The 23,262-nt window shown below is 66.6% G+C and carries 25 protein-coding genes; 18 read left to right on the forward strand and 7 right to left on the reverse strand.

Going from position 1 to position 23,262, the window contains the following annotated elements; translation table 11 throughout:
* Positions 1-19: 19 nt before the first annotated feature.
* Both QSJ18_RS06100 and QSJ18_RS06105 read left to right on the forward strand, forming a co-directional pair.
* Positions 20-247, forward strand: coding sequence for a hypothetical protein (locus QSJ18_RS06100; RefSeq protein WP_286325409.1), 228 nt, complete (start codon positions 20-22; stop codon positions 245-247).
* Between the two features lie 13 nt (positions 248-260).
* Positions 261-458 (forward strand): hypothetical protein, encoded by a 198-nt coding sequence (locus tag QSJ18_RS06105; RefSeq protein ID WP_286325410.1) that lies wholly within the window; start codon positions 261-263, stop codon positions 456-458.
* Positions 459-471: 13 nt separating this feature from the next.
* Here QSJ18_RS06105 and QSJ18_RS06110 read toward each other — a convergent pair whose 3' ends face one another.
* Positions 472-1,167, reverse strand: coding sequence for a metal-dependent transcriptional regulator (locus QSJ18_RS06110; RefSeq protein WP_286325411.1), 696 nt, complete (start codon positions 1,165-1,167; stop codon positions 472-474).
* Positions 1,168-1,313: 146 nt separating this feature from the next.
* On the opposite strand from QSJ18_RS06110, the gene QSJ18_RS06115 reads away from it, so the two are divergent.
* The 5 genes from QSJ18_RS06115 to QSJ18_RS06135 all read left to right on the forward strand — a co-directional run bounded on the left by QSJ18_RS06115 (position 1,314) and on the right by QSJ18_RS06135 (position 7,906).
* The gene (locus tag QSJ18_RS06115) at positions 1,314-2,297 is read left to right on the forward strand and encodes a bifunctional riboflavin kinase/FAD synthetase (protein WP_286325550.1); all 984 of its coding nucleotides are present in this window, start codon (positions 1,314-1,316) and stop codon (positions 2,295-2,297) included.
* Positions 2,298-2,470: 173 nt separating this feature from the next.
* Positions 2,471-2,740: a 30S ribosomal protein S15 gene (gene rpsO / locus QSJ18_RS06120; protein WP_286325412.1), complete on the forward strand. Its 270-nt coding sequence runs from the start codon at positions 2,471-2,473 to the stop codon at positions 2,738-2,740.
* A 440-nt stretch (positions 2,741-3,180) separates the two neighbouring features.
* Positions 3,181-5,454, forward strand: coding sequence for a polyribonucleotide nucleotidyltransferase (locus QSJ18_RS06125; protein ID WP_286325413.1), 2,274 nt, complete (start codon positions 3,181-3,183; stop codon positions 5,452-5,454).
* Positions 5,455-5,669: 215 nt separating this feature from the next.
* Positions 5,670-7,139 (forward strand): putative nucleotidyltransferase substrate binding domain-containing protein, encoded by a 1,470-nt coding sequence (locus QSJ18_RS06130; protein WP_462476003.1) that lies wholly within the window; start codon positions 5,670-5,672, stop codon positions 7,137-7,139.
* The gene (locus tag QSJ18_RS06135; RefSeq protein WP_286325414.1) at positions 7,139-7,906 is read left to right on the forward strand and encodes an NRDE family protein; all 768 of its coding nucleotides are present in this window, start codon (positions 7,139-7,141) and stop codon (positions 7,904-7,906) included. Before QSJ18_RS06130 ends, QSJ18_RS06135 begins: the two co-directional genes overlap by 1 nt.
* Here QSJ18_RS06135 and ald read toward each other — a convergent pair.
* A complete protein-coding gene (ald, locus tag QSJ18_RS06140; RefSeq protein WP_286325415.1) occupies positions 7,903-9,018 on the reverse strand; it encodes an alanine dehydrogenase in 1,116 nt (371 codons plus the stop codon). The two genes, QSJ18_RS06135 and ald, sit on opposite strands and share 4 nt — an antisense overlap.
* A gap of 147 nt (positions 9,019-9,165) precedes the next feature.
* On the opposite strand from ald, the gene QSJ18_RS06145 reads away from it, so the two are divergent.
* The 6 genes from QSJ18_RS06145 (at position 9,166) to QSJ18_RS20190 (ending at position 14,375) form a co-directional block, all read left to right on the forward strand.
* Entirely contained in the window at positions 9,166-9,639 is a 474-nt protein-coding gene (locus QSJ18_RS06145; RefSeq protein ID WP_286325416.1) for an Lrp/AsnC family transcriptional regulator, read from the forward strand.
* A gap of 164 nt (positions 9,640-9,803) precedes the next feature.
* Entirely contained in the window at positions 9,804-10,556 is a 753-nt protein-coding gene (gene dapB, locus QSJ18_RS06150) for a 4-hydroxy-tetrahydrodipicolinate reductase (protein ID WP_286325417.1), read from the forward strand.
* A 96-nt stretch (positions 10,557-10,652) separates the two neighbouring features.
* Complete coding sequence (locus tag QSJ18_RS06155; protein WP_286325552.1) at positions 10,653-11,084, forward strand: hypothetical protein; 432 nt, start codon at positions 10,653-10,655, stop codon at positions 11,082-11,084.
* A gap of 7 nt (positions 11,085-11,091) precedes the next feature.
* The gene (locus QSJ18_RS06160) at positions 11,092-11,547 is read left to right on the forward strand and encodes a flavodoxin family protein (protein ID WP_286325418.1); all 456 of its coding nucleotides are present in this window, start codon (positions 11,092-11,094) and stop codon (positions 11,545-11,547) included.
* A gap of 54 nt (positions 11,548-11,601) precedes the next feature.
* Entirely contained in the window at positions 11,602-13,224 is a 1,623-nt protein-coding gene (locus QSJ18_RS06165) for an MFS transporter (protein WP_286325419.1), read from the forward strand.
* A 710-nt stretch (positions 13,225-13,934) separates the two neighbouring features.
* Positions 13,935-14,375 carry a hypothetical protein gene (locus tag QSJ18_RS20190; RefSeq protein WP_353507205.1) on the forward strand — a complete coding sequence of 147 codons (441 nt, stop codon included), beginning with the start codon at positions 13,935-13,937 and terminating at the stop codon, positions 14,373-14,375.
* 6 nt (positions 14,376-14,381) lie between these two features.
* Here QSJ18_RS20190 and QSJ18_RS06175 read toward each other — a convergent pair whose 3' ends face one another.
* Positions 14,382-15,131 carry a helix-turn-helix transcriptional regulator gene (locus QSJ18_RS06175; protein WP_286325420.1) on the reverse strand — a complete coding sequence of 250 codons (750 nt, stop codon included), beginning with the start codon at positions 15,129-15,131 and terminating at the stop codon, positions 14,382-14,384.
* 106 nt (positions 15,132-15,237) lie between these two features.
* On the opposite strand from QSJ18_RS06175, the gene QSJ18_RS06180 reads away from it, so the two are divergent.
* Positions 15,238-16,239 carry an aldo/keto reductase gene (locus QSJ18_RS06180; RefSeq protein WP_286325421.1) on the forward strand — a complete coding sequence of 334 codons (1,002 nt, stop codon included), beginning with the start codon at positions 15,238-15,240 and terminating at the stop codon, positions 16,237-16,239.
* Between the two features lie 91 nt (positions 16,240-16,330).
* On the opposite strand, the gene QSJ18_RS06185 is transcribed toward QSJ18_RS06180, so the two are convergent.
* A complete protein-coding gene (locus QSJ18_RS06185; RefSeq protein WP_286325422.1) occupies positions 16,331-17,020 on the reverse strand; it encodes a TetR/AcrR family transcriptional regulator in 690 nt (229 codons plus the stop codon).
* Positions 17,021-17,085: 65 nt separating this feature from the next.
* Between QSJ18_RS06185 and QSJ18_RS06190 the strand changes: the two genes are divergently transcribed.
* Positions 17,086-17,400, forward strand: coding sequence for a hypothetical protein (locus QSJ18_RS06190; protein WP_286325423.1), 315 nt, complete (start codon positions 17,086-17,088; stop codon positions 17,398-17,400).
* On the opposite strand, the gene QSJ18_RS06195 is transcribed toward QSJ18_RS06190, so the two are convergent.
* A complete protein-coding gene (locus QSJ18_RS06195) occupies positions 17,386-17,757 on the reverse strand; it encodes an HNH endonuclease (RefSeq protein ID WP_286325424.1) in 372 nt (123 codons plus the stop codon). The genes QSJ18_RS06190 and QSJ18_RS06195 overlap by 15 nt on opposite strands.
* Before the next feature lie 33 nt (positions 17,758-17,790).
* Here QSJ18_RS06195 and QSJ18_RS06200 point away from each other — a divergent pair, with 33 nt between their 5' ends.
* From QSJ18_RS06200 to QSJ18_RS06210, 3 genes are read left to right on the forward strand one after another with little or no spacing between them, the layout of a single operon-like run.
* Positions 17,791-18,609 (forward strand): thymidylate synthase, encoded by an 819-nt coding sequence (locus QSJ18_RS06200; RefSeq protein WP_286325425.1) that lies wholly within the window; start codon positions 17,791-17,793, stop codon positions 18,607-18,609.
* A 16-nt stretch (positions 18,610-18,625) separates the two neighbouring features.
* Positions 18,626-19,132, forward strand: a complete 507-nt coding sequence (locus tag QSJ18_RS06205) for a dihydrofolate reductase (protein ID WP_286325426.1) — start codon at positions 18,626-18,628, stop codon at positions 19,130-19,132.
* Positions 19,129-20,355 (forward strand): winged helix-turn-helix domain-containing protein, encoded by a 1,227-nt coding sequence (locus QSJ18_RS06210; RefSeq protein WP_286325427.1) that lies wholly within the window; start codon positions 19,129-19,131, stop codon positions 20,353-20,355. Before QSJ18_RS06205 ends, QSJ18_RS06210 begins: the two co-directional genes overlap by 4 nt.
* 5 nt (positions 20,356-20,360) lie before the next feature.
* On the opposite strand, the gene QSJ18_RS06215 is transcribed toward QSJ18_RS06210, so the two are convergent.
* On the reverse strand, positions 20,361-21,878 hold the full coding sequence (locus QSJ18_RS06215) for a long-chain-fatty-acid--CoA ligase (protein ID WP_286325429.1): 1,518 nt from the start codon (positions 21,876-21,878) through the stop codon (positions 20,361-20,363).
* 151 nt (positions 21,879-22,029) lie between these two features.
* A complete protein-coding gene (locus QSJ18_RS06220; RefSeq protein WP_286325430.1) occupies positions 22,030-23,250 on the reverse strand; it encodes a PucR family transcriptional regulator in 1,221 nt (406 codons plus the stop codon).
* Positions 23,251-23,262 lie beyond the last annotated feature (12 nt).

Raw genomic sequence — 23,262 nt, forward strand, 5'->3', positions numbered from 1 at the left:
TGTGAGAAAGAGCTTAGTCATGTGGAATATGGTGAGCCGCGTGCTCGATCATGAGATGAAGGTGTCGGAGTTCCTTGGCACCCTGATCCTCATCGGCATCCCCTACGGCATCATCGGCGTCATCTGGACGCTGACGCATACGTCGCACCTGGCCGACATCGACAGCACGACCGACAAGATCATCTCGTTTCTCGGGTCGATCGTCTGCTGGCCGGTGCTGATCTTCTCCAACGTGACGATGACCTAGGACTGCCGAACCAATGATGCTTCTCGTTCGTCTCATCGACCTGTTCGTCGAATATGTGAAACTACTGTTCGGCGTCGGCTATCAGAACACCGGCGCCCGCGTGGTCGCCTGGCTGTTCCTGATCGCGGTGATCGCCACCGTGATCGGGCTCATCGCCTGGGGGGTCGCGCTCATCCCAGATCTGATCGACGTCCTCAACGGGACCGGATAGTCGGCCGCCGCACTCAGATGCCGGTGAGGAAGATGGCGCGGGCCGCGATGTCGCCGAGGTCGATGTCGTTGCTGCCCTCGACGGTGATCGCGATCGTCCCGGCGAAGGGTCGCTTCTCGACGACCGTCAGCCGGCGGTCGAGGGCGACGCCGACCTCGTCGAAGTAACGCAACATATCGGGGTCGGCGTCGGAGATCCGTGCCACCGTGCCGGATTCGTTGACCTCCAGATCCGAGAGCGGACGGACGTCGGGACTCGGTACCGAACCGTCGAGTGCTGGAATCGGGTCGCCGTGCGGATCGCGGTCGGGGTAGCCGAGTTTCGCGTCCAGCCGTGCCATCAGACGGTCGGATACCGCATGTTCGAGGACCTCGGCCTCGTCGTGGACCTCATCCCAGCCGTAGCCGAGTTCGCGCACCAGGAAGGTCTCCAGCAGCCGGTGCCTGCGGACCATCAGGATCGCTGCGGTACGGCCCTCGTCGGTCAGTGACACCGCGCCATAGCGCTCATGGGAAACGAGTCCCTGCTCGGCAAGTTTCCGGATCGCCTCGGAGGCGGTCGATGGCGAGACGCCGAGCTTCTCGGCGAGCAGCTTCGTCGTCACGCGGACGTCGGCCCATTCCTGGGTGGTCCAGATGATCTTCAGATAATCCTGGGTGACCGACGACAATTCGGTCACCGGACGTTCACCGGCACGGGAATCGGGCATGGAGTCGACTCTATCGTTCCCACCGGGCCGGATGGTGGTGCCGGGCGCGCGGTGAGCGGGTCGGTCGCCCTCGCGTGAGCGTGGTCTCGCGACATCCGGTGTGGCCGATGTGGTTCAAGGACCCGAGGAGCCGTAGGCTGGTGCGCGTGTTGCGATGGCGAGGTCTCGACGACATCCCGGCGGACTGGGGTCGCTGCGTGGTGACCATCGGAGTCTTCGATGGTGTGCATCGCGGTCATGCCCAGCTGATCCATGCGGCCACCACCGCAGCCCGCGAGCGTGGCGTGCCGTCGGTGCTGATGACCTTCGACCCGCACCCGGCCGAGGTGCTGCGTCCCGGATCGCATCCGCCGCAGCTCACCACCCTGACCCGACGGGCCGAGCTGGCCGAAGAGCTCGGCATCGACGTGTTCTGCGTCATGCCGTTCACGCCGGAACTCGCGTCGCGCTCACCCAAGGAATTCGCCCACGACGTTCTCGTCGAGAGCCTGCACGCGGCCGACGTGGTGGTCGGGGACAACTTCACCTTCGGTAAGAAGGCCGCCGGTGACGTCGCCAAACTCGCCGAACTCGGGACGCTGTTCGGGTTCGAGGTGCAGGCGATCTCGTTGTTCGGTGAGCACGCGGTCACCTTCAGCTCCACCTACATTCGGTCCTGTGTCGCCGCAGGCGACGTCGAGCGCGCCGATGAGGCGCTGGGACGTCCACATCGGGTGGAGGGCGTCGTCGTGCGCGGCGACGGGCGTGGTCGTGAACTCGGTTTCCCCACCGCCAATGTCGCACCGCCGATGCACGCCGCGATTCCCGCCGACGGTGTGTATGCCGCCTGGTTCACCGTGCTCGGTGCTGGTCCGGTCGTCGGCCAGGTCATACCGGGGGAGCGGTATCAGGCGGCGGTCTCGGTGGGCACCAATCCGACCTTCTCCGGGCGCACCCGCACCGTCGAGGCCTATGTGCTCGACGCCAGTGCCGACCTGTACGGGCAGCACGTGGCCGTGGACTTCGTCGGCCGGATTCGCGCGATGGAACCCTTCGAGTCCGTTGACGCGCTCATCGTCGCGATCGCCGACGACGTCGAGAAGACGCGCGGTGTCCTGGCCGCCGCCGACGCGGCCACCCCGACCGAGTGAGGATGGTGCCGGTCGCGGCACCAGCGGGATTTGGGTGGTCACCCGGCCACTGGTAGCCTTGACCCTCGGCGTTGCTGCGGTCCGCGGTGGCGCGCCACCCCGAGGAGCCGTCTGGGTAGACGTTGAGCCGGGTCACAGAATCACGCGGGACTGAGAAGTTCAGGAGAACACCCATGGCATTGACTGCCGTCCAGAAGAAGGAAATCCTCGCCGAGTACGGTCTGCACGAGACCGACACCGGTTCCCCCGAGGCTCAGGTCGCACTGCTGACCAAGCGCATCGTCGACCTGACCGAGCACCTCAAGACCCACAAGCACGACCACCACAGCCGCCGCGGCCTGCTGCTGCTCGTCGGCCGACGTCGTCGTCTGCTCAAGTATGTCGCCAAGGTCGACATCGCGCGCTACCGCTCGCTGATCGAGCGCCTCGGCCTGCGTCGCTGAGACCCCGAACAAACGCCACCGGCCACGTCCTCAACGGGATGTGGCCGGTGGCGTTTGCGCGTCCGAGGCGATCTGTCAAGGTTTGGCAATGCACGATGATAAACTGGCCGACGGATCGTCGCCGTGAAGTCGGTGTACGGACGTGAGGACGAGCCAGATCGGTCCTCGGTAGTGGCCGCCGGAGCAATCGAGTTCCGGCCGCTTCGATCGATGGCCGTCTGAGAGCTCACCGCCCGCATCAGGATGAGCGGGCATTCACTCCGGCCATCGGGTTTCACAGCACAGTTCCGGGCTGGTTTCGTCCTGCGCGCAGATCGCGCGGACGACGACGAGTACGTCAGTCGAACCCCGGCCCACATCGCATATATCGGGGCGCAACATCTGCGCCCGGGACGACGGTCGCAACGGATGCGACCGATACGAAGGGATCAACACCCCACATGACAGATCTGACCACCACCACCGAAGACCTCGACTACGACGACGCCATCACCGAGGCGACCGCGGTCATCGACAACGGCTCGTTCGGTACCCGCACCATCCGCTTCGAGACGGGCCGGCTGGCCCTGCAGGCGGCCGGTTCGGTCACTGCCTACCTCGACGACGAGAACATGCTGCTCTCGACGACCACCGCGTCCAAGCACCCGAAGGAGCACTTCGACTTCTTCCCGCTGACCGTGGACGTCGAGGAGCGGATGTACGCCGCAGGTCGTATCCCCGGATCGTTCTTCCGCCGCGAAGGCCGTCCGTCGACCGACGCCATCCTGACCTGCCGTCTGATCGACCGTCCGCTGCGCCCGTCTTTCGTCGACGGCCTGCGCAACGAGATCCAGGTCGTCGTGACCGTGCTCAGCCTCAACCCGAACGACCTCTACGACGTCGTCGCCATCAACGCGGCATCGGCGTCCACCCAGCTCGCGGGTCTGCCGTTCTCCGGCCCGGTCGGCGGCGTGCGTGTCGCACTCATCCCGACCGAGGAGAACAAGGCGGGCCAGTGGGTCGCGTTCCCGACCGTCGAGCAGCTCGAAGGCGCCGTCTTCGACATGGTCGTCGCGGGCCGCATCGTCGGCGGTGAAGGAGATAACGCCGACGTCGCGATCATGATGGTCGAGGCCGAGGCCACCGACAACGTCATCGACATCATCGCCGGCGGCGCGCAGGCACCGACGGAGGCCATCGTCGCCGAGGGTCTGGAAGCGGCGAAGCCGTTCATCGCCCGACTGTGCGAGGCGCAGAAGTCGCTGGCCGCCGCCGCAGCCAAGGAGACCGGCGAGTTCCCGCTGTTCCCGCCCTACGAGACCGACGCCTACGACGCGGTCGCCGCAGCTGCCACCGAGCGACTGTCGGAGATCCTCACCATCGCGGGTAAGCAGGAGCGCGACGACAAGACCGACGAGCTCAAGGCCGACATCCTGGCCCAGCTCGGCGAGCAGTTCGAGGGACGCGAGAAGGAGATCGGCGCGGCCTACCGTTCGCTGACCAAGAAGCTCGTGCGCCAGCGCATCCTGACCGACCACTTCCGCATCGACGGACGTGGCATCACCGACATCCGCGCCCTCTCGGCCGAGGTCGGCGTCATCCCGCGCGCCCACGGCAGCGCCCTGTTCGAGCGTGGCGAGACCCAGATCATGGGCGTCACCACCCTGGACATGGTCAAGATGGCCCAGCAGATCGACTCGCTGGGGCCCGAGACCTCCAAGCGCTACATGCACCACTACAACTTCCCGCCGTATTCGACCGGTGAGACCGGCCGCGTCGGTTCCCCGAAGCGCCGCGAGATCGGCCACGGTGCGCTCGCCGAGCGTGCCCTCGTGCCGGTGATCCCAAGCGTCGAGGACTTCCCGTACGCGATCCGTCAGGTCTCGGAAGCGTTGGGCTCCAACGGTTCCACTTCGATGGGTTCGGTCTGCGCCTCGACCATCTCGCTGCTCAACGCCGGTGTGCCGCTGCGTGCCCCAGTCGCAGGTATCGCGATGGGTCTCGTCTCCGACGAGGTCGACGGCGAAATGCGTTATGTCGCACTGACCGACATCCTCGGCGCCGAAGATGCCTTCGGCGACATGGACTTCAAGGTCGCCGGTACCAAGGACTTCGTGACCGCCCTGCAGCTGGACACCAAGCTCGACGGCATCCCCTCGAAGGTTCTCGCCGGTGCACTGAGCCAGGCCAAGGACGCCCGTCTGACCATCCTGGACGTGATGGCCGAGGCGATCGACGAGCCGGACGAGATGAGCCCGTTCGCCCCGCGCGTCACCGCCATCAAGGTTCCGGTGGACAAGATCGGTGAGGTCATCGGGCCCAAGGGCAAGACGATCAACACCATCACCGAGGAGACCGGCGCCAACATCTCGATCGAAGATGATGGCACGGTGTTCGTCGGTGCCGCCGACGGTCCGTCGGCACAGGCCGCCATCGATCGCATCAACGCGATCGCCAACCCGCAGCTGCCGAAGGTCGGCGAGCGTTTCCTGGGCACGGTCGTCAAGACCACCGCCTTCGGTGCTTTCGTCTCGCTGCTGCCGGGGCGCGACGGCCTGGTCCACATCTCGAAGCTGGGCAAGGGCAAGCGCATCAACAAGGTCGAGGACGTCGTGAACGTGGGCTCCAAGCTCCGCGTGGAGATCGCCGACATCGACGAGCGCGGCAAGATCAGCCTGATCCCCGTCGACGACGAGGCCAAGGCCGAGGCACCCGCGGAGAACGCGGACGCCTGATCGTCACCTGATCACCACGAGCGACCCGTCACCGGCATCTGGCCGGCGACGGGTCGCCGTCGTTTGGTGGGTGCTGTTCTCGCGGGCGCCGGTGACACGGTCAGCATCGGTCCGCAGCATAGGATCGGGGCGTGGGCATCCCCGATGACGACCTATCCGCAGGTGCGGCGGCGCCCGCCGGTGCCGGCGCGCCGACGGGGGACGCTGCCGATCTGGTGGCACCGAAGCTGACCGTCGCCCGGCGGCGCGACATCGGCGACCCGGTAGAGGGGGTGGCCGGCGACCTGATCCGGACCCGGCCGGTCATCGGACGTCCCGAGATGAGTGTGCGTCAGGCTGCGGAGCTGATGACCGAACGGGCGCAGGATTACCTGCTGGTGCCGTGGTCGGCTGGCGGATATGCGGTGGTCACCGACGCCGATATCCGGGCGCGGGTCGTCGCGGCCGGACGCGACGCCACGACGCCGGTAGCCCAGGTCGTGGCCGAACGCGCGTTCACGGTGCGCGATCACACGCCCGCAGTGGAGGCGCTGACCGAGTTGCTGGAGAGGGAGCTGACGATCATCCCGGTGCTCGCCGCCGACGGTGAGGTCCTCGGCGTGGTGTCCCAGGCCGACTTCGTGGCGGCGCCGGCCGGTGCGAGTATGGGATTGCGCCATCAGATCGCACGATCGCGCACCGAAGCCGAACTCGTCGACCATGCCCGACGCACACCGAGTCTGATCGCCGACCTGGTACGTCGGTCGCGTCCGGTCCACGAGATCACCCGAGTGCTGTCGCTGACCAATGACGCGATCGCGCGGCGTGGGCTGGACCTGGTCCTCGACCGGCACCCCGAACTCGACCGTGCGGCGCTGACCTGGCTGTCGCTGGGCAGCAACGCGCGTCGCGAACCGGTATTGAGTTCTGACGTCGATTCTGCTGCCTCACTTGCCGATTCGACGACCAGCAACGAGTTGGACGGATTCCGTGCGGCATTCACCGAAGTCGACGTCGTGCTGCGCCGTGCCGGTTTGCGCATCGACACCAACGGGGCGGTGGCGTCGATGCCGTTGTTCGCACGGACCCACGACGGCTGGCGCAGTGCGGCGCGCACCTGGATCGACGATCCGCTCGCGAACAAGGGCATGATCTTCGCGTCGTTGATGCTCGATGCACGGGTCCTGGTCGGGCCTCGCGATTCGGCCGCAGCGGAGACGATGCTGACCGATCTGCGTAGCAACCCGCGCACGCTGGGACTGTTGCTCGCCGAGTCGCTGGCCACTCGCGCCCGGATGCGGTCCATGCGAGATGTACTGACCCGCCGCGGCGACACCTTTGACATCAAGACCCACGCCATCACGCCGGTGGTCAACATCGCCCGATGGGCGGCGCTGAGCGTCTCCTCTGCCGAGGTCGACACCCGATCCCGACTGCAGACGGCGTCGGGCAGTGAACTTCTGCCCGACGAGCAGGCATCCACACTCGTCGAGGTTTTCGACGTGCTGCAGCGGATCCGGCTCAGTTATCAGGTCGCACAGTTCGATCAGGGCGAGCACATCGGCGACGAACTGTCGATGAAGCATTTGTCTCCGCTGGATCGCAGTCTCCTCGGTCAGGCGGTGCGCGAGATCGCGGGGATTCAGCGCCGGATGGCGAATATGAGTCACTACGTGCCGATCGCGGCGGGAGAAGCCGACCACTGATGTGTGTGATCCTGTTCGCCTGGCAGAACCACCCCGACTATTCGCTGATCGTCGCGGCCAACCGCGACGAGTTCCATCGGCGCCGGACCCGGGTTTTGGCGCGGTGGCCGGACCTGCCGATCATCGCCGGTCGTGACGCGCAGGCCGGCGGCACCTGGCTCGGTGTGCATGCCGACGACCCGCGGCGGGTGGCGATGGTGACCAATGTGCGCAGTGGTCCGCCACAACCGTCGGGTCCGCGCTCGCGAGGCGAACTGCCGGTTGCCTTCCTCGCCGGTGACGACAGTCCGGCCGACTATGCCGCGAGGGTGGCCGCCGAGGCCGGTGACTATCAGCCGGTCAATCTGCTTGTCGGCGACGCGGTCGAGCTGTGGTGGGTGACCAACTGGCCGGAAACGGTGGCGCAGAAGGTAACTCCCGGAATACATGGACTGTCGAACGGAGCACTCGACAACGGCTGGCCGAAGGTCGCCGACGGATCGGCCGCGCTCGCCCCGATCGTCGCGGCCGATCGTCGGGACGCCGGCGTCGAACCGTATCTGGTCCTGCTCGCCGACGACACCCGGCCGGACGTCGATCGACTGCCCGACACCGGGGTTCCCGCCGACTTCGAGAAGGGGCTGTCGTCGATCTTCATCGACCTGCCCGGCTACGGAACGCGCGCCTCGACGGTGCTGCGGGTGACCCCAGACGGGCGCGGTGACCTCACCGAACGACGGTTCACCTATCGGGGCCGCCGTCGCGGGACCAGTTCGGTCGTCTTCTAGACGTTCGTCAGTGCGGTCCGGGCGACCGGTAGGTCGAGTGCGGCACCGACCTGCGGACACCGCAATTTGCCGGCGTGGGTGCTGAGTCCGGCGGCGAGCCCCGGATCGTCGCGGCAGGCACGTTCCCACCCGTGGTCGGCCAAGCGCAGCACGTAGGGGAGCGTCGCGCCGGTCAGCGCATGGGTCGAGGTGCGGGCCACCGTCCCGGGCATATTCGCCACGCAGTAGAAGACGGTGTCGCCCACGGTGAAGGTCGGGTCGTCGTGGGTGGTCGGGTGCGAATCCTCGAAGCAGCCCCCTTGATCGATGGCGATGTCGACGAGCACGGCTCCCGGCCGCATCCGCTCCACCAACGAACTGGGCACCACGACAGGAGCTTTGGCGCCCGGCACGAGGACGGCCCCGATCACCAGGTCGGCCTCGACGACCGCTTCGGCGAGGGCGAGGGCGGTGCTGTGTCGGGTGTGGACGCGACCGCCGAAGCGGGCGTCGATGGCGCGCAGTCTGGCGATGTCGATGTCGAAGACGGTCACCCGCGCACCCATGCCGACCGCGGTCGCGGCGGCGTTGACGCCGCTGACGCCACCTCCGATGACGACGACGTCGGCCGGTGCGGTTCCGGGTACGCCGCCCATCAGTACGCCGCGCCCGCCCGCCGACCGCATCAGGTGGTAGGCACCGACCTGTGGGGCCAGCCTGCCGGCCACCTCGCTCATCGGCGCCAGCAGGGGCAGCGTCGAATCCGCGGCACGCACCATCTCGTAGGCGATCGACGTGGTGCCCGCGGCGAGCAGCGCATCGGTGCATGCGCGGGAGGCGGCCAGGTGCAGATAGGTGAACAGGGTCTGGTCGGCACGCAGCAGTGCGTACTCGGCGTCGATGGGTTCTTTGACTTTGAGCAGTAGTTCGGCCTGCTCCCACACCTCGGTCGCGGTGCCCAGGATCTGGGCGCCGGCGGCTTTGAAGTCGGCGTCCTCGATGGCCGAACCCAGCCCGGCGCCTGCCTGGATGACAACCTCATGGCCGTGGGCATGGAGTTCGGCGATCCCGGCCGGGGTGATCGCCACCCGGTACTCGTTGTTCTTGATCTCGGTGGGGATGCCGACGCGCATATCGTGTTCCTCTCGTCGGCCGACGGCGGTTCGCCAGCAGAACTCCAGGGTGAAGGTTCTACGAGCATGGCGCAATGAAGCTGTGGAAGATTCTTTGTAGAGTCCTAGGATTGAAGAATCATCGAATTTTCTAGGCTGGAGGCTGCCATGCCGAAGGATGTTCGGGCCGTCGAGCTCGACGAGACCGACCGGACGCTGCTGCGCATCCTGCAGGTCGACGCGCGGATCCCCAACAGTGAGCTCGCGGCGCGTGTCGGGATAGCCGCGTCGACCTGCCATGGACGTGTTCGGCGGTTGATCGACCTCGGGGTGATCCGCGGCTTCTTCGCCGATGTCGATCCGGCGGCGGTCGGCCGACCTCTGCGGGCGATGGTGGCGGTGAGTCTGAAATCGGATGCGCGGGCACAGATCCGCGAGTTCGTCGGTGAGATCGCCACCCACGACGAGGTCATCGATGTGTTCTTCCTCGCGGGCGCCGACGACTATCTGCTGCACGTCGCGACCGCCGACACTCAGACGCTGCGCGATTTCGTGGAGATGCTCAACGATCGGCACGAGGTGGCCGGCACGACGACCTCGCTCGTCTTCGATCACCGGCGTGGCGGGGCGCCGATCTTCTGAGTCGATGGTGAGGCGATGTCGCGGCGGTGCGGGCGTGCTCGGGCGATGTCGCGGCGGGCACTAGACTCGATGTTCGAGGCAGCGCGTCGGCGAGCGCACTCGGCGGGAGATCCGCAGCGGCACCGAACATCGACACGAGACAGCGGGCGAGGAAGAGGGAACAAGTGGGCAACGGCATCAAGGTGGGCGTTCTCGGTAGCGCGGGCAAGGTCGGACAGGCGATCGTCGCGGGCGTCGAGAAGGCCGACGACCTCACCTACACCGTCGGCGTCGACAAGGGCGATTCGCCGACGGCCTTCACCGAGTCGGGTACCGAGGTCGTGGTCGACTTCACCCACCCCGACGTCGTCATGGACAACCTGGAGTTCCTCATCTCCAACGGGATTCACGCGGTCGTCGGAACCACCGGATTCACCGAGGAACGACTCACCACGGTGCGCGGATGGTTGGCCGACAACCCCGGTGTCGGCGTGCTCATCGCCCCGAACTTCGCGATCGGCGCGGTGCTGTCGATGCGCTTCGCCGCCCAGGCCGCCCGCTTCTACGACTCGGTCGAGGTCATCGAACTGCATCATCCGCACAAGGCGGATGCGCCGTCGGGTACCGCCTACCGGACGGCGTCGCTGATCGCGGCCGCCCGTGCCGAGGCCGGCGTGGGCGTCAGCCCGGATGCGACCACCGAGGAGCTCGACGGTGCGCGCGGCGCGGTCGTCGACGACGTGCGTGTTCACTCGGTGCGGCTGGCCGGCCTGGTCGCCCACCAGGAAGTGCTGCTGGGCACCGAGGGGGAGACCCTGACCATCCGCCACGATTCGCTCGACCGCACCTCGTTCGTCCCCGGTGTGGTGCTGGGTGTGCGCAGCATCGGCGCTCGGCCGGGTCTCACGGTGGGGCTCGAAGAACTGATGGATCTGTAGGACGCGGTGACTGACGACGTGAACTCCCCGGAGCCAGACCGACCGGCCGGCCGCCGAAAAGGGCCGTACGCGAAGGACGCCCGGCCGGTGGTGTGGATGATCGCGGGCCTGGTCATCGCGCTGATCGTGTATTTCGGGATCCTCGGGTGGCGCGGCATCTCGTTGATCGCGACCGGCACCGTCGCCGGGATCGGGCTGGGTATCGGCGTGATCGTGCTGCCGTTGATCGGTGCGTGGATGGTCTACGCGACTCTGCGCGCCGGCATCGAACATCAGCGGCTGGCAGCGATTATGGCCGAAGATGGCCAGGAACTCGACATCTCGGCGTTGCCCACCCGTGCGTCGGGTCGGGTCGAACGTGACGCCGCCGACGAACTTTTCGCCACTTGCAAAGCCGAGTGGGAGGCCGATCCGGGCAACTGGCGCAAGACCTATCGGATCGCCCGCGCCTACGACTATGCCGGAGACCGGTCCCGAGCCCGGGAGATGATGAAGCGGGCTGTCGCACAGTTCCACGACGAGGAGTAGCCCCGGCATGGCCACCTTGCTGATCGTTCACCACACCCCGTCGCCGCATTGTCAGGCGATGTTCGAGGCGGTGCTCAGCGGTGCGACCGACCCGGAGATCACCGGCGTCGACGTGGTGCGCCGGGCCGCACTGTCGGTGACGACGTCGGATTTCCTTGCCGCCGACGGCTATGTACTGGGCAGCCCGGCGAACCTTGGCTCGATCTCGGGTGCGCTCAAACATGCCTTCGATTGCTCGTACTACCAGATCCTCGACTCGACACGGGGTCGCCCGTTCGGGCTGTACCTACACGGCAACGAGGGGACCGAGGGCGCGGAGAACGCCGTCGACCGGATCACTGCCGGACTCGGGTGGGAGAAGGCCGCCGAGTACGTCATCGCGTCGAATAAACCCGACAAGGCGGTGCTGGAGGCGTGCTGGGAGCTGGGCGCGACAGTGGCGGCCGGATTGATGGAGGTTTGAGCGAGTCCACGTTGAACCCGGTGCGAGGTCGCTGATCGGAGTAATGTCCCGCGAATGCGGCATTGGGGTGTACTCCTGATATTGAGTGCGGCGCAGTTCATCATGGTTCTGGATACGACGGTGATGAACGTGTCCATCGCGCAGGTCGTCGACGACCTCGACACGACGCTCACAAATCTGCAGACGGCCATCACGCTTTACACCCTGGTGATGGGTTCGTTCATGCTCTTCGGCGGTCGGCTCGGTGACATGTTCGGCCGGCGCCGCATCTTCTCGATCGGTCTCGTCGTCTACGGAATCGGATCGCTGACAACGGCATTCAGCCCTAATTATGCGGTGCTGCTGTTCGGCTGGTCGTTTGTGGAGGGTATCGGCGCAGTCCTGGTGATGCCGGCGATCATCTCGCTGACCGCCACCAACTATCAGGGCAGGGATCGGGCGACCGCGTACAGCGTGCTCGGCGGAATCGCCGCCGCGGGCGCGGCAGCCGGACCACTCATCGGGGGGTGGGTGACCGAGGCGCTGACCTGGCGGGTGGTGTTCGCGGCGGAGACGGTGGTGTGTGTGGTCATCGTGCTGCTGGTGCGGACGATCGCCGACGACCCGACCACCGAATCCGGACGGATGGACTGGATCGGGACGATCCTGTCCGCGCTGGGGTTGGGGCTCATCGTGATCGCGTTGCTACAGGCCGGAACCTGGGGCTTCATCCGACCGTCCGGCGCCTTGGAGATCGGTGGCGTCGAGATCACGCCGTTCGGATTCTCGGTGGTGCCGTTCATGATCGCGGCCGGGATCTTCGTGCTGATCGGCTTGGTGCACTGGGAGAATCGCGTCGTCGACCGGGGTGGCACGCCGCTCGTCCATCCGAAGCTGTTGCGCACCCTGCAACTGCGCAGCGGCCTGGTGATGCTGGTCGCCCAGCAGGCGATCATCGGCGGCATGTTCTTCGTCATCCCGATCTACCTGCAATACGCGTTGCTGAAGAACGCCTTCGAGACGGGACTCAAACTGGCCCCGATGTCGGTGGCGATGCTCATCGCGGCCTTCTCGAGTCCGAAGCTCTCGACGCGTTACTCGCCACGCCACATGGTGACCCTGGGGTTGGTGCTGGTCATCGTCGGCTGCGCAATCCTGGTGACGACAATCAACCCCGAGCTGAATGATGTGCTGTTCGCGGTAGGCATGGCGATCTTCGGGGCCGGATTCGGTTTCATCGCAGCCCAACTCGGCAACGTCATCATGTCCTCGGTCACCGACCGTCATCGCGGTGAGGCGGGCGGCCTGCAGGGAACGGCACAGAACATCGGCACCTCGGTCGGCGTAGCAGTGCTCGGTGCGATGCTGGTGGCAGCCATGAGCGCGGGGTTCAACCAGGCGACACAGGCGGATCCGTCGTTGTCGGCACAGACCAAGGAACAGGTCGCCGCGGCGTCGGCCGACGGCGTCGAGGTCCTCGGCCGTGACCAGCTCGACGCGGTCGCCCAGCAACACCAGATCCCGGCCGACGAGGTGTCCGCGCTCGTCGACCACTATGTCGACGCACAACTCGACGCGATCCGGCTGGCGATCCTGCTCGCGATCTTCCTGGCCGGCATCGGGCTCGTACTCGCACGACGGCTACCCGTGATTCCGGGCGCCGAACTCGGTGAACCAGCGCCTGTCTCGCCGGTTTGAATTGTGCGAGAACTGCATCGAGGGCGATCCCCGGTTGGCTATCCTGGGCCTCGGACGTCGTCGACCTGCGGGGGACACATGCGTGTGAGATCGCGATCTATGCGTGTGACGGTACTGATCGCCGCGGTGATGTTGGTGGTCGGAGCATTCCTCGCTCCGGCGCCGCAGGCGCACGCAGAGGTGGTCGTACCGGCCGAGGGTTACGGATTCTCCCAGGGCGCACCACAACTCACACTCAGCGCGGCAGATCTGGATCGAGAACTCGACGCGGTGTCGAGAACTGGGGGCACGTGGCTCCGGGTCTTCGTCAATTGGTCGACCATCGAACGAACCAAAGGTACCTACGACTGGACCGTCCCGGATCGAGTCATCGGTGCTGCGCGGGCTCATAACCTGAAGGTCCTTGCCCTCGTCCTGACGGCGCCCTCCTGGGCCCGACGCGGCGGTGCGCTCGCTCCATCTACGCGCCGCCGGCCAATCCCGCCACCATCGGCGGATTTCTCAAAGCGTTCATCGCCCACTATCCCGACGTCACCCACCACGAGATCTGGAATGAGCCGAACCTGCCCGCGTTCTGGGGTCTGGCACGCGCGAACCCCAGCGACTACACCGCACTACTCAAGGCCGCGTACACCGCGATTAAAGATGTTCAGCCGTCGTCGACGGTGGTCGCTGCTGGTTTGAGCCCCGCGGCCGGGGCCGTCGACTTCGTGACCAAAATGTATGCGGCAGGTGCGAAGGGCCACTTCGACGCCGCGGGGATGCATCCCTACGTCTTTCCCAAAGGGATCGCGTCAACTCCCAACGGCTGGACCGAAACCCAACAGATCCGGGCGGTGATGGTGGCCAACGGCGACTCCGCCAAGACGATCTGGCTGACCGAGATGGGTGCGCCGACGATTCCATCCAGCGGTGGGTCGGGCACGTCGTCACTGGGGTTCGGCGCCGGCGAGATGGTGACGCAGCAGCAACAGGCGACTCAGATCGTCGACGTCCTCGGAGCGGCCGCCCGGTCGGGATACTGCGGCCCGGCATTCATCTATTCGGTGCGTGATTCGGGGACCGCGGCCAACAATCGCGAAGACAACTTCGGTGCACTCCTGACCCACGACTGGCAGCCAAAGGTGGCGGCGTCGGTTCTGGCCGGGTAGCAGCCGTCAGTCGATCTGGCAGGCGGCGGCGAGATAGACGGTCATCCGCAGACCGGGATCAGGCAGGCGCAGCGACTCATACGGATAGGTGATCACGCGGCCGTCGGTATCCCGGAAACGTTTGGCATCCGCGCGGCGCGGTGCGACGGCGAACGACGCCCACCACTCGCCGAATGTGGTCGAGGCGGCCGACAACTCGGTGGTCAGCGCGTCCAGTCCCGGATCCGCGACATCGGCGTTGGCGGCACGCAACGCGGCGACGCTGCGGCGCGCGTTGTCCTCCCAGTCGACGAACCGCTCTCGTGCGCGCGGATCGGTGAGGAGGTAGCGGCACGTATTCGGTCGAGGGTGGTCCATCAGCCCGGTGAACAGCTCGGCGCCTTCGGAATTGATGGCGACGACGTTGCTGACCTGATCGAGCACATACGCCGGGTTGGGGCGGAGGCTCTCGACCAGGCGACTCATCCGGGCGGCGTCGATGTCGATGCCTGCACCGATGCCTGGCCGGTCGCGTAATGCGCGTGCGTAGGCGTGATCGTCGGGACCGAAACCCAGGCTGTCGCCGATGGCGGCGAGCACGTCGTCGCTCGGATTGCGTTCTCGTCCCTGCTCGAGACGTGTGTAGTAGTCGTGGCTCACCGCCGCGGCCGTCGCGACCTCTTCGCGTCGGAGTCCGGGGGTGCGTCGGCGTTCGCCGACCGGTGCGACGGCCTGTCGCCGTCTGGTGCGCAGGAACTCTCCCAACGTGGCATCCACCCTCCCAGTCAACCGCATGCCGCGGCGTCGGCGGTGAGGGTGGGTGCGGCACACCTAGGATCCGGTCGGTCTTCCCCGGATACCGCTCGTATCCGATCGTTGTCTCATGACTTCCAGCAGCGAATTCAGTTTCCGCAGTCTCGGTATCGACGGTCCCAAGGTCGGACCGGTCGGACTCGGGTGCATGGGCATGAGTTCCACCTATCAATCCGTCACCGACGCCGCGTGCCGGACCACGCTGCAGGCCGCCGTCGACGCCGGTGTCACTCATTTCGACACCGCCGACATGTACGGCCAAGGACATAACGAGACCCTGGTCGGGACTACGCTGACCTCCGTGCGCGACGACGTGGTGATCGCCACCAAGTTCGGATACCGCTTCGACGACTCCGGCGGGCGCACAGTCGATTCCACCGCGACGTGGACGCGCACCGCCTGCGACGAGTCGCTGCGCCGACTGCACACCGACTACATCGACCTCTACTATCTGCATCGCCGCGATCCGGGCACGCCGATCGAGGAGACGATGTCGGCGCTGGCCGACCTGGTGCAGGCGGGCAAGGTACGTCACCTCGGCCTGTCCGAGGTTTCCCCGGGCACCCTGCGGCGCGCGCATGCCATCGCGCCGATCTCGGCGGTACAGATGGAGTACTCGCTGTTCACCCGCGACGTCGAAGCCGAAATGCTCGACACCTGCCGCGAACTCGGCGTCGCGCTGGTCGCCTACGCGCCGGTCGGCCGTGGATGGTTGAGTGGGGCGGTGCGCTCACCCAGCCAACTGGAGGCCTCCGACGGGCGGCGGGTGCATCCGCGATTCGCCGACGCCGCCTTCGAGACCAACACCGCCCTCGTCGATGTGGTGCGTTCGATCGGTACGGAGATCGGCGCCACGCCGGCACAGGTCGCCCTCGCCTGGTTGTTGGGCAACGGCGACGACATCCTCGCGATTCCGGGGACGACCGTCGTCGCCCACCTGCACGAGAACCTGGCCGCCACCGAGATCCATCTGGACACCGAGCAGCGCAGCCGCCTCGACCATCATCTCGCTCCGGGTGCGGCGGCCGGCGCGCGCCACACCGCGGCGAACCTGTCGATGGTCGGGCATTGACGGCAAAAGTTGTCGATGGACGAGCCGCGTGTGCCCGTAATCGCCTGCGTAACAGTGCCGGTCGGCCGCCACCGTTCTGACCGGCGTGGCATCACGCCAGTAGCAGTCTGCACCAGGCGTCGAAGATCCACTCGCGGAAGCGATCCGGAGTCCAACCGCGCTCGGCGACGAGCATGGCGTAGTACTCGGAACTGTTCATGGTCCAGATGATGTCGGCGACTTCGTCGACGCTGAGGTCGGTGCGCATACCTCCGGCGGCGGCCAACTCTCCGGCGAGAACCCGCATATTCTGGGCACGTCGCCGGGTGATTTGTTGCCACAGTTCACGGAGTTCGATTTCGGCGGCCGCGGCCTCACGCAACACCAGGAACAGCGGCGCCAACCTGCCCTGTAACTCGGTGACGGCCCCGGCATAGATCCGCAACCGCTCCCGAACGTCGGGTTCGGCACGCATCCGCACCGCATAGTCACGGTCGGCGCCTACGACCGGAGCGGATGTGCCCGAGAGGGCGAGTTCGATGAGGGTGGCGAACAGTTCGGGTTTGCGGCCGATCGTCGCATAGACGGTGTCCGGTGCGACCTCGGCCGCGCGGGCGATCGCAGCGATAGTCGTCGTCCGGTAGCCGTCTGCGAGAAAGGCCAGCCGTGCTGCGTCGAGGATGCGGATCCGGGTCTGCTCCGCCGCTGCCCGACGGCCGCTGGCGTCATAGCGTCGGCGCCGCTGACCGGGCGATTTGCCGGTGGAGGTTGCGCCCGGAAGGGCATTGACGGCGTCGGTCATCGGTCCTACTCTAGTGACAGTCCAATTAATCCGAAAGCCTATCGGATGAAAAGAGGGTGAATGTCATGGCATTCTTCGCATGGACCCAGACCGTGCCGATCACCGCGGAGATCTACGACGAGATCGCGGCGAGGATGGGCGACACGCCGATGCCGGGCCTCGTGGTTCACGTCGCGACGCAGAACTCTGACGGATCACTGTCCTACCTCGACGTATGGGAGTCGAAGGAAGCCTGCGAAGCGGCCGTCGAAGCGGTCGTTCATCCCGCCGTGCATCCGACTCTGGCCGCCCACGGGATCAACCCTCCCGGGGAGCCTCCGCGTACACCGGCGGCCGTGCTCGACGTCCGCTTCGCGGACGGAACATCACTCCGTGGGTGACTGCGATCCGGAATCGTCGGCGAGGGTGCGCGCAATCTGAACCTGACGGACGAGGAACGCACCTTCGTCGAGCTTCTTGCGACGCATCCAGGTGGTGACCTCGGCATTGCATTTGCTGGCGTTGCACGACCCGCAGCAGGGAACGACATTGCCGAGTGTGTAGCGCCCGCCGCGCGAGATGGCCAGCATGCAGTCACGTTGCAGTGCGACACCGCTGGCGCCGCAGTAGGCGCAGCCACCCCACGCCTCCTGTAATGCGGTCCACTGTTCCGGGGTGAGGTCGTTGTCCCGCGCGGCCACCCGAGTGCGCCGACGCTTGGCATACCGGTTGGCGCGCGAACGGCTGCGTGGCGGCATGCGCACGAACCTACCCCCTATACACTGGGGATCGTGAGCACGGCCATCCGCGAGTCCATCGCCACCCCGTATGAGGACCTGCTACGTCTGGTGCTGGAGACCGGCACCTCTAAGGCGGACCGCACCGGAACGGGCACACGAAGCGTCTTCGGTCACCAGTTGCGGTACGACCTGTCCCACGGATTCCCGCTGATCACCACCAAGAAGGTGCACCTCAAGTCGATCATCTACGAACTGTTGTGGTTCCTACGCGGCGACTCGAACGTGCGTTGGCTGCAGGATCGCGGGGTCACCATCTGGGACGAATGGGCCGACGATCAGGGTGAACTCGGCCCTGTCTACGGCGTGCAGTGGCGCAGTTGGCCGACTCCCTCGGGTGAGCAGATCGACCAGATCGCCGCGGCACTGGAGACCCTGAAGACCAACCCCGACTCGCGACGCAACATCGTCTCCGCATGGAATGTCGGGGAGATCCCGCAGATGGCGCTGCCGCCGTGTCATGCGTTCTTCCAGTTCTACGTCGCCGACGGCAAGCTGTCCTGCCAGCTCTATCAGCGCAGCGCCGACCTGTTCCTCGGTGTGCCGTTCAACATCGCCTCGTACGCGCTGCTCACCCACATGATGGCGCAGCAGGCCGGCCTGGAGGTCGGCGACTTCGTGTGGACCGGCGGCGATTGCCACATCTACGACAACCACGTCGACCAGGTGCGGCTGCAGTTGTCGCGTGAGCCCTACCCCTATCCGACACTGCAGTTGCGTAAGGCGGCGTCGATCTTCGACTACGACTACGACGACATCGAGATTGTCGGGTACGAGTCGCATGCGGGCATCAAGGCCCCGGTGGCGGTCTGAGGGATCCAGCGTACCCATGACGACGCAGATCGCCCTGATCTGGGCGCAGGACCGAGCCGGTGCCATCGGACGGGACAACACCATTCCGTGGCACGTTCCCGAGGACATGCGACGCTTCCGCGAGATCACCGGCAGTGACCCGGTGGTCATGGGCCGTCGCACCTGGGAGTCGTTACCCGACCGCTTCCGTCCGCTGCCCGGCAGGCGCAACATCGTGATCACCCGATCGGTGGATTTCCTCGCCGACGGAGCCGACGTGGTGCACACCGTCGCCGACGCACTCAACGCGGGCGGGGAGCGGCTCACCGTGATCGGCGGAGGTGAGATTTACACCGCGGCATTGGAATTCGCCACCCACCTACGGGTAACCGAAATTGATGTGCTGGTGGCCGGGGCTGACGCCTTCGCGCCTGAGATCGATCCGCTGCGCTGGGAGGTACAGGTGGCAGGCGAGTGGCAGACCTCCACCGGTGGAACCCGCTACCGCTTCCTCGACTATCACCGGCACCGGCCGGGCGAATGACACCCCAGCGGATCAGTTCCGCCGCCGCGCGTCGAATTGCGTTGGCTGCACAGGGTTTTGCCGATCGGGCACCCGCAGCGACGCCCACGCGAGCCCACCTGCGTCGGGTCGTCGGACGCACGAATCTCATCCAGATGGATTCGGTGAACATCGTGGCTCGGGCCCATTACCTGCCGATGTTCAGTCGCATCGGATCCTACGATCCGGCGATACTGGAGCGGGCCGCCGCCGGTGGCAACCGGCTCCTCGTCGAATACTGGGCGCATGAGGCGGCGCTCATCCCGATCGACGACTGGCCCCTGTTCGGCTGGCGGATGCAGGATTTCGCTGACGGTCGCTACCGGTACACCCGTGAGGTGATGGCGAACAACCGTCAGCTCGCCGCCGACGTCACCGCGGTGATCGCCGAACACGGCCCGAGTATGCCCCGCGACATCGAGGCAGCACTGGGCATCGAGCGCGCACCCGGTGTGGCGGGTGGCTGGTGGAACCGTGGCGAGGTCAAACACGTCTGTGAGGCGATGTTCGCCTCCGGTGAGCTATCGGCGGTGCGCGACAACGGTTTCCGTCGCTACTACGACCTCACTGAGCGGGTCGTCGGGGCTGAACGAGTGGGCGCCAAACCCGATCGTGCGACGGCCCACCGGGAACTGACCGCGCGGGCGGCGTCCGCACTGGGGGTGGCGACCGTCGCGGATCTGGCCGACTACTACCGGCTCAAGGCCGCCGAGGTACGCCCGGCGGTCGCCGACCTCGTCGACGACGGCGTCCTCGACGAGGTGAGTGTCGACGGCTGGAAGGACCCGGCCTATCTACACCGGGAGGCGCGCACACCGCGCCGCGTCGCAGGGTCGGCGATCCTGTCGCCCTTCGACCCGCTGATCTTCTTCCGGCCCCGGGTCGAGCGCCTGTTCGACTTTCACTACCGCATCGAGATCTATGTGCCCGCACACAAACGAGTCCACGGCTACTATGTGCTGCCCTACCTGTTCGACGAGTCGATCGTCGCCCGCGTCGACCTCAAGGCCGACCGCAAAGCCGGTGTGCTGCAGGTCCTCTCGGCCCACCGCGAAGATGGGCACGACGATTCGGAGGTCGCCGCCCGGCTGGCGGTGGATCTGGCCGAATTGGCGTCGTGGTGCGGACTCGACTCGGTGTCGGTGAACCGACGCGGCGCGCTGTCCGGTGCGCTGCGCGGGGCCGTCGCCGAACTCGACCGATAGCGGCCTCAGCTGATCGCGACCAGCGCGTCGAGTACGTCGTCGGGAATGACGATGTCGCGCTTCTGGATCTTGCCGGTCGCACCGGTCGGCAGGGCGTCGACGAACCAGATGTGACGCGGATACTTATAGGCCGCGACCCGCTCTTTGACGAAGCTGCGCAACTCGTCCGCGGAGGCGCTGCCGGCTTCTTTGACCTGGATGACCGCGGCGACGTCCTCGCCGAGCGTCGGATGCGCGACCCCGATGACGGCGGCACCGGCCACCGCGGGATGCTCGTAGAGCACCTCTTCGACCTCACGCGGATAGATGTTCATGCCCCCGCGGATGATCATGTCCTTGGTGCGGTCGACGATCCGGTAGTAACCGTCGACGTCCCGGGTGCCGATATCCCCGGAGGAGAACCAGCCGTCGGCGTCGATCGCAGCGACCGTCGCCTCCGGTGCGTTCCAATACCCCTGCATGATGTTGTGGCCGCGGATCTGGATCTCGCCGGGGGTGTCGATGCCGACCGGCTCACCGGTGACACCCACCACTCGCATCTCGACGCCTTCGATCGGAACTCCGATCGTCCCGGCCCGACGCTCGATGTCCGGACGGTTGAAGGAGGCTAGCGGCGAGGTCTCCGACAATCCGTAGCCCTCCAGGATGACCGCGTCGAATGCCTCCTCGAACTCGACGATGACCTGTGCCGGAAGTGCGGAACCACCGGAACAGCAGACACGGAGGGAACTGGTGTCGTCGTCGGCCCGGCGTGCGGCGATCAGAGCCGAATACATGGTCGGGACACCGAGAAACGCGGTGGCCTGGTCGGCGGCGATGGTGTCGAGCACCAGCCGCGGGTCGAAGCGGGGAATGAGCGACAGCGCAGACTGCGCCCGCACCGCGGCATTGAGTCCGCAGGTGAGCCCGAAGACGTGGAACAGCGGCAGGCACCCCATGACGATGTCGTCGGGGGTGGCCGACAACAGTGTGCGGGCTGCGATCTCGGCATTGCGGGCGAGTCCCGCCACGGTCAAGGCCGCGCCCTTGGGTTTACCGGTGGTGCCGGAGGTGTGCAGGATCACCGCGATGTCGTCGTCGGTGCGGTCGACCGGCGCCGGTTGCGGTGTCGCAGTGGCGATCCGCTCCGTCAGGTCGTCGTCGGCGATGATGCAGTGTGTGCCGGCCGCCTGCGCGCCGGCCTGCGCCTCGTTGGCGAAGGTCTCCACCGCGAACAGCACACGCGCGGACGTATTGGCCAGGTAGTACTCGACCTCGCGGGCCTTGAGCAGGGGATTCATCGGCACCGCGACGGCTCCGGCGTGCTGGATGCCATAGAAGAGGATCGGGTACTCGCACACGTTCGGAAGCATCAGACCGACGCGGTCGCCGGGACCGACCCCGAGCTCGCCGAGCAGCGTCGCCACCCGCGCCGCAGCATCGTTGAACTCGGCGTAGGTAAAGGTCACCGCGCCGCACTTCAGAGCCAGGGCCTCGCCCCGCACGGTGGCCGCGGTGACGAGGTTCGCACTCAGCTGGTTCATCGGTTCTTCGTCGCTCCCTGGGCAGTGATCACGTCATCATCCAGAATGAGGCCCGGAGCACTCGCTCACCTATGTGTGCCGACCAACACCGAATGCCCTCCAGCTGTGCACGTGCACAACCGAACTGGTGGACATGGTGTGCGGACCGCGGTCAGGGTGAGTCCGGCGACACCGGAAAATAGGTGTCCACCTCGAAGGCGAGGCAGAGTTCGGCGAGTTCACGCGGTGCAGTCGTCGAGCGGCCGGTCAGCTCTTCGATGCGCCGCAACCGATGCCGGACGGTGTTTCGGTGCACGAACAGTGCCTCGGCCGTCGTCGACACGCTGCCGCCGGCGTCGACCCAGGCGCGGAAGGTGTCGAAGAGTGGCCGTCGATCCTCGGCGGAGAGGCTGTAGAGCCCGCGCAGCACCGTCCTGGCCAGATCGGTGGTGACCGCGGGGGCGGACACCGCTGCGATCCCCAGGACCGACGCGTCGAATTCGGTCAACCCCGTACCTGGACTGTTGAGTGCGATCCGCGCGTAGCGCAACGACTGTGGGGTGTCGGCCAGCTCGGGGTAGGCGGCGCTGACCCCGACCCGCCCCGTGGCGGTCCGCCCCAGCAGCGCCAGTGCGGTCCGCCGTGCTTCGACCGTCGGCACATGCACGAGCCCGATCTGTTCGTCGGGCAGCAGCCGCCATGCTGAATGCAGATCGATTGCGCGCAAGCGCGATTCGATACCGGGTAAGGCCTGCTTGCCGACCGACGGGGGTGCGGCCGCCACCGCGAGATAGGGGCCGCGCGTCGGGATCCGCAGATGGGCGGCAACCTCCCACAGCGTCGCAGTCGAGGTGATCCGGCCCTCCAGGAGGTGTTCGGTCAGTGCGGCACGCTCGGCGGCGTCGTCGAGGACGTTGCCGGTGGTCTGCTCGCGGTGGGCGACGGCCATATCCGAGATGAAGCGGTCCTCGGCCAGCCACATGCGTGCGGTCGCGTCGAGCAGTGCGCGCCGGGACAACTGGGGATGAGCTTCGGCGACCTGGCGAAACTCCGCCCACATAATCTGAAAGCCGATCCGGTAGGCGTGCATCAGAGCGGCCAGCGGAACACCGGCAGCGGCCCGTCCCGAACCGGTCACCCGCGCGGGTCCGGTGTCGAAGTCCTCGTTGCCCCGCAGCCCTTGGATGACCCGCGCGAAGTTGTCGGCGATGGTCTCCTCGATTTCCGCGGCGGTCACCACGTCGGTGGTCGCATAGAACTCCACATCCCGCTGGATCGCTTCGGTCACCCGCACCGACAGCCCGTCGAGCCGACGGATCAGCAGGGTGGTGATGCGGTCGAGCTCACCGTCGACATCGGTGGGCCACGGCTCGGGTGCGGGGGATGGGGCCACGCCGCCATTCTC

Origin of the sequence: Gordonia heveisoli, assembly GCF_030315745.1 — a bacterium.
Lineage (GTDB): Bacteria > Actinomycetota > Actinomycetes > Mycobacteriales > Mycobacteriaceae > Gordonia.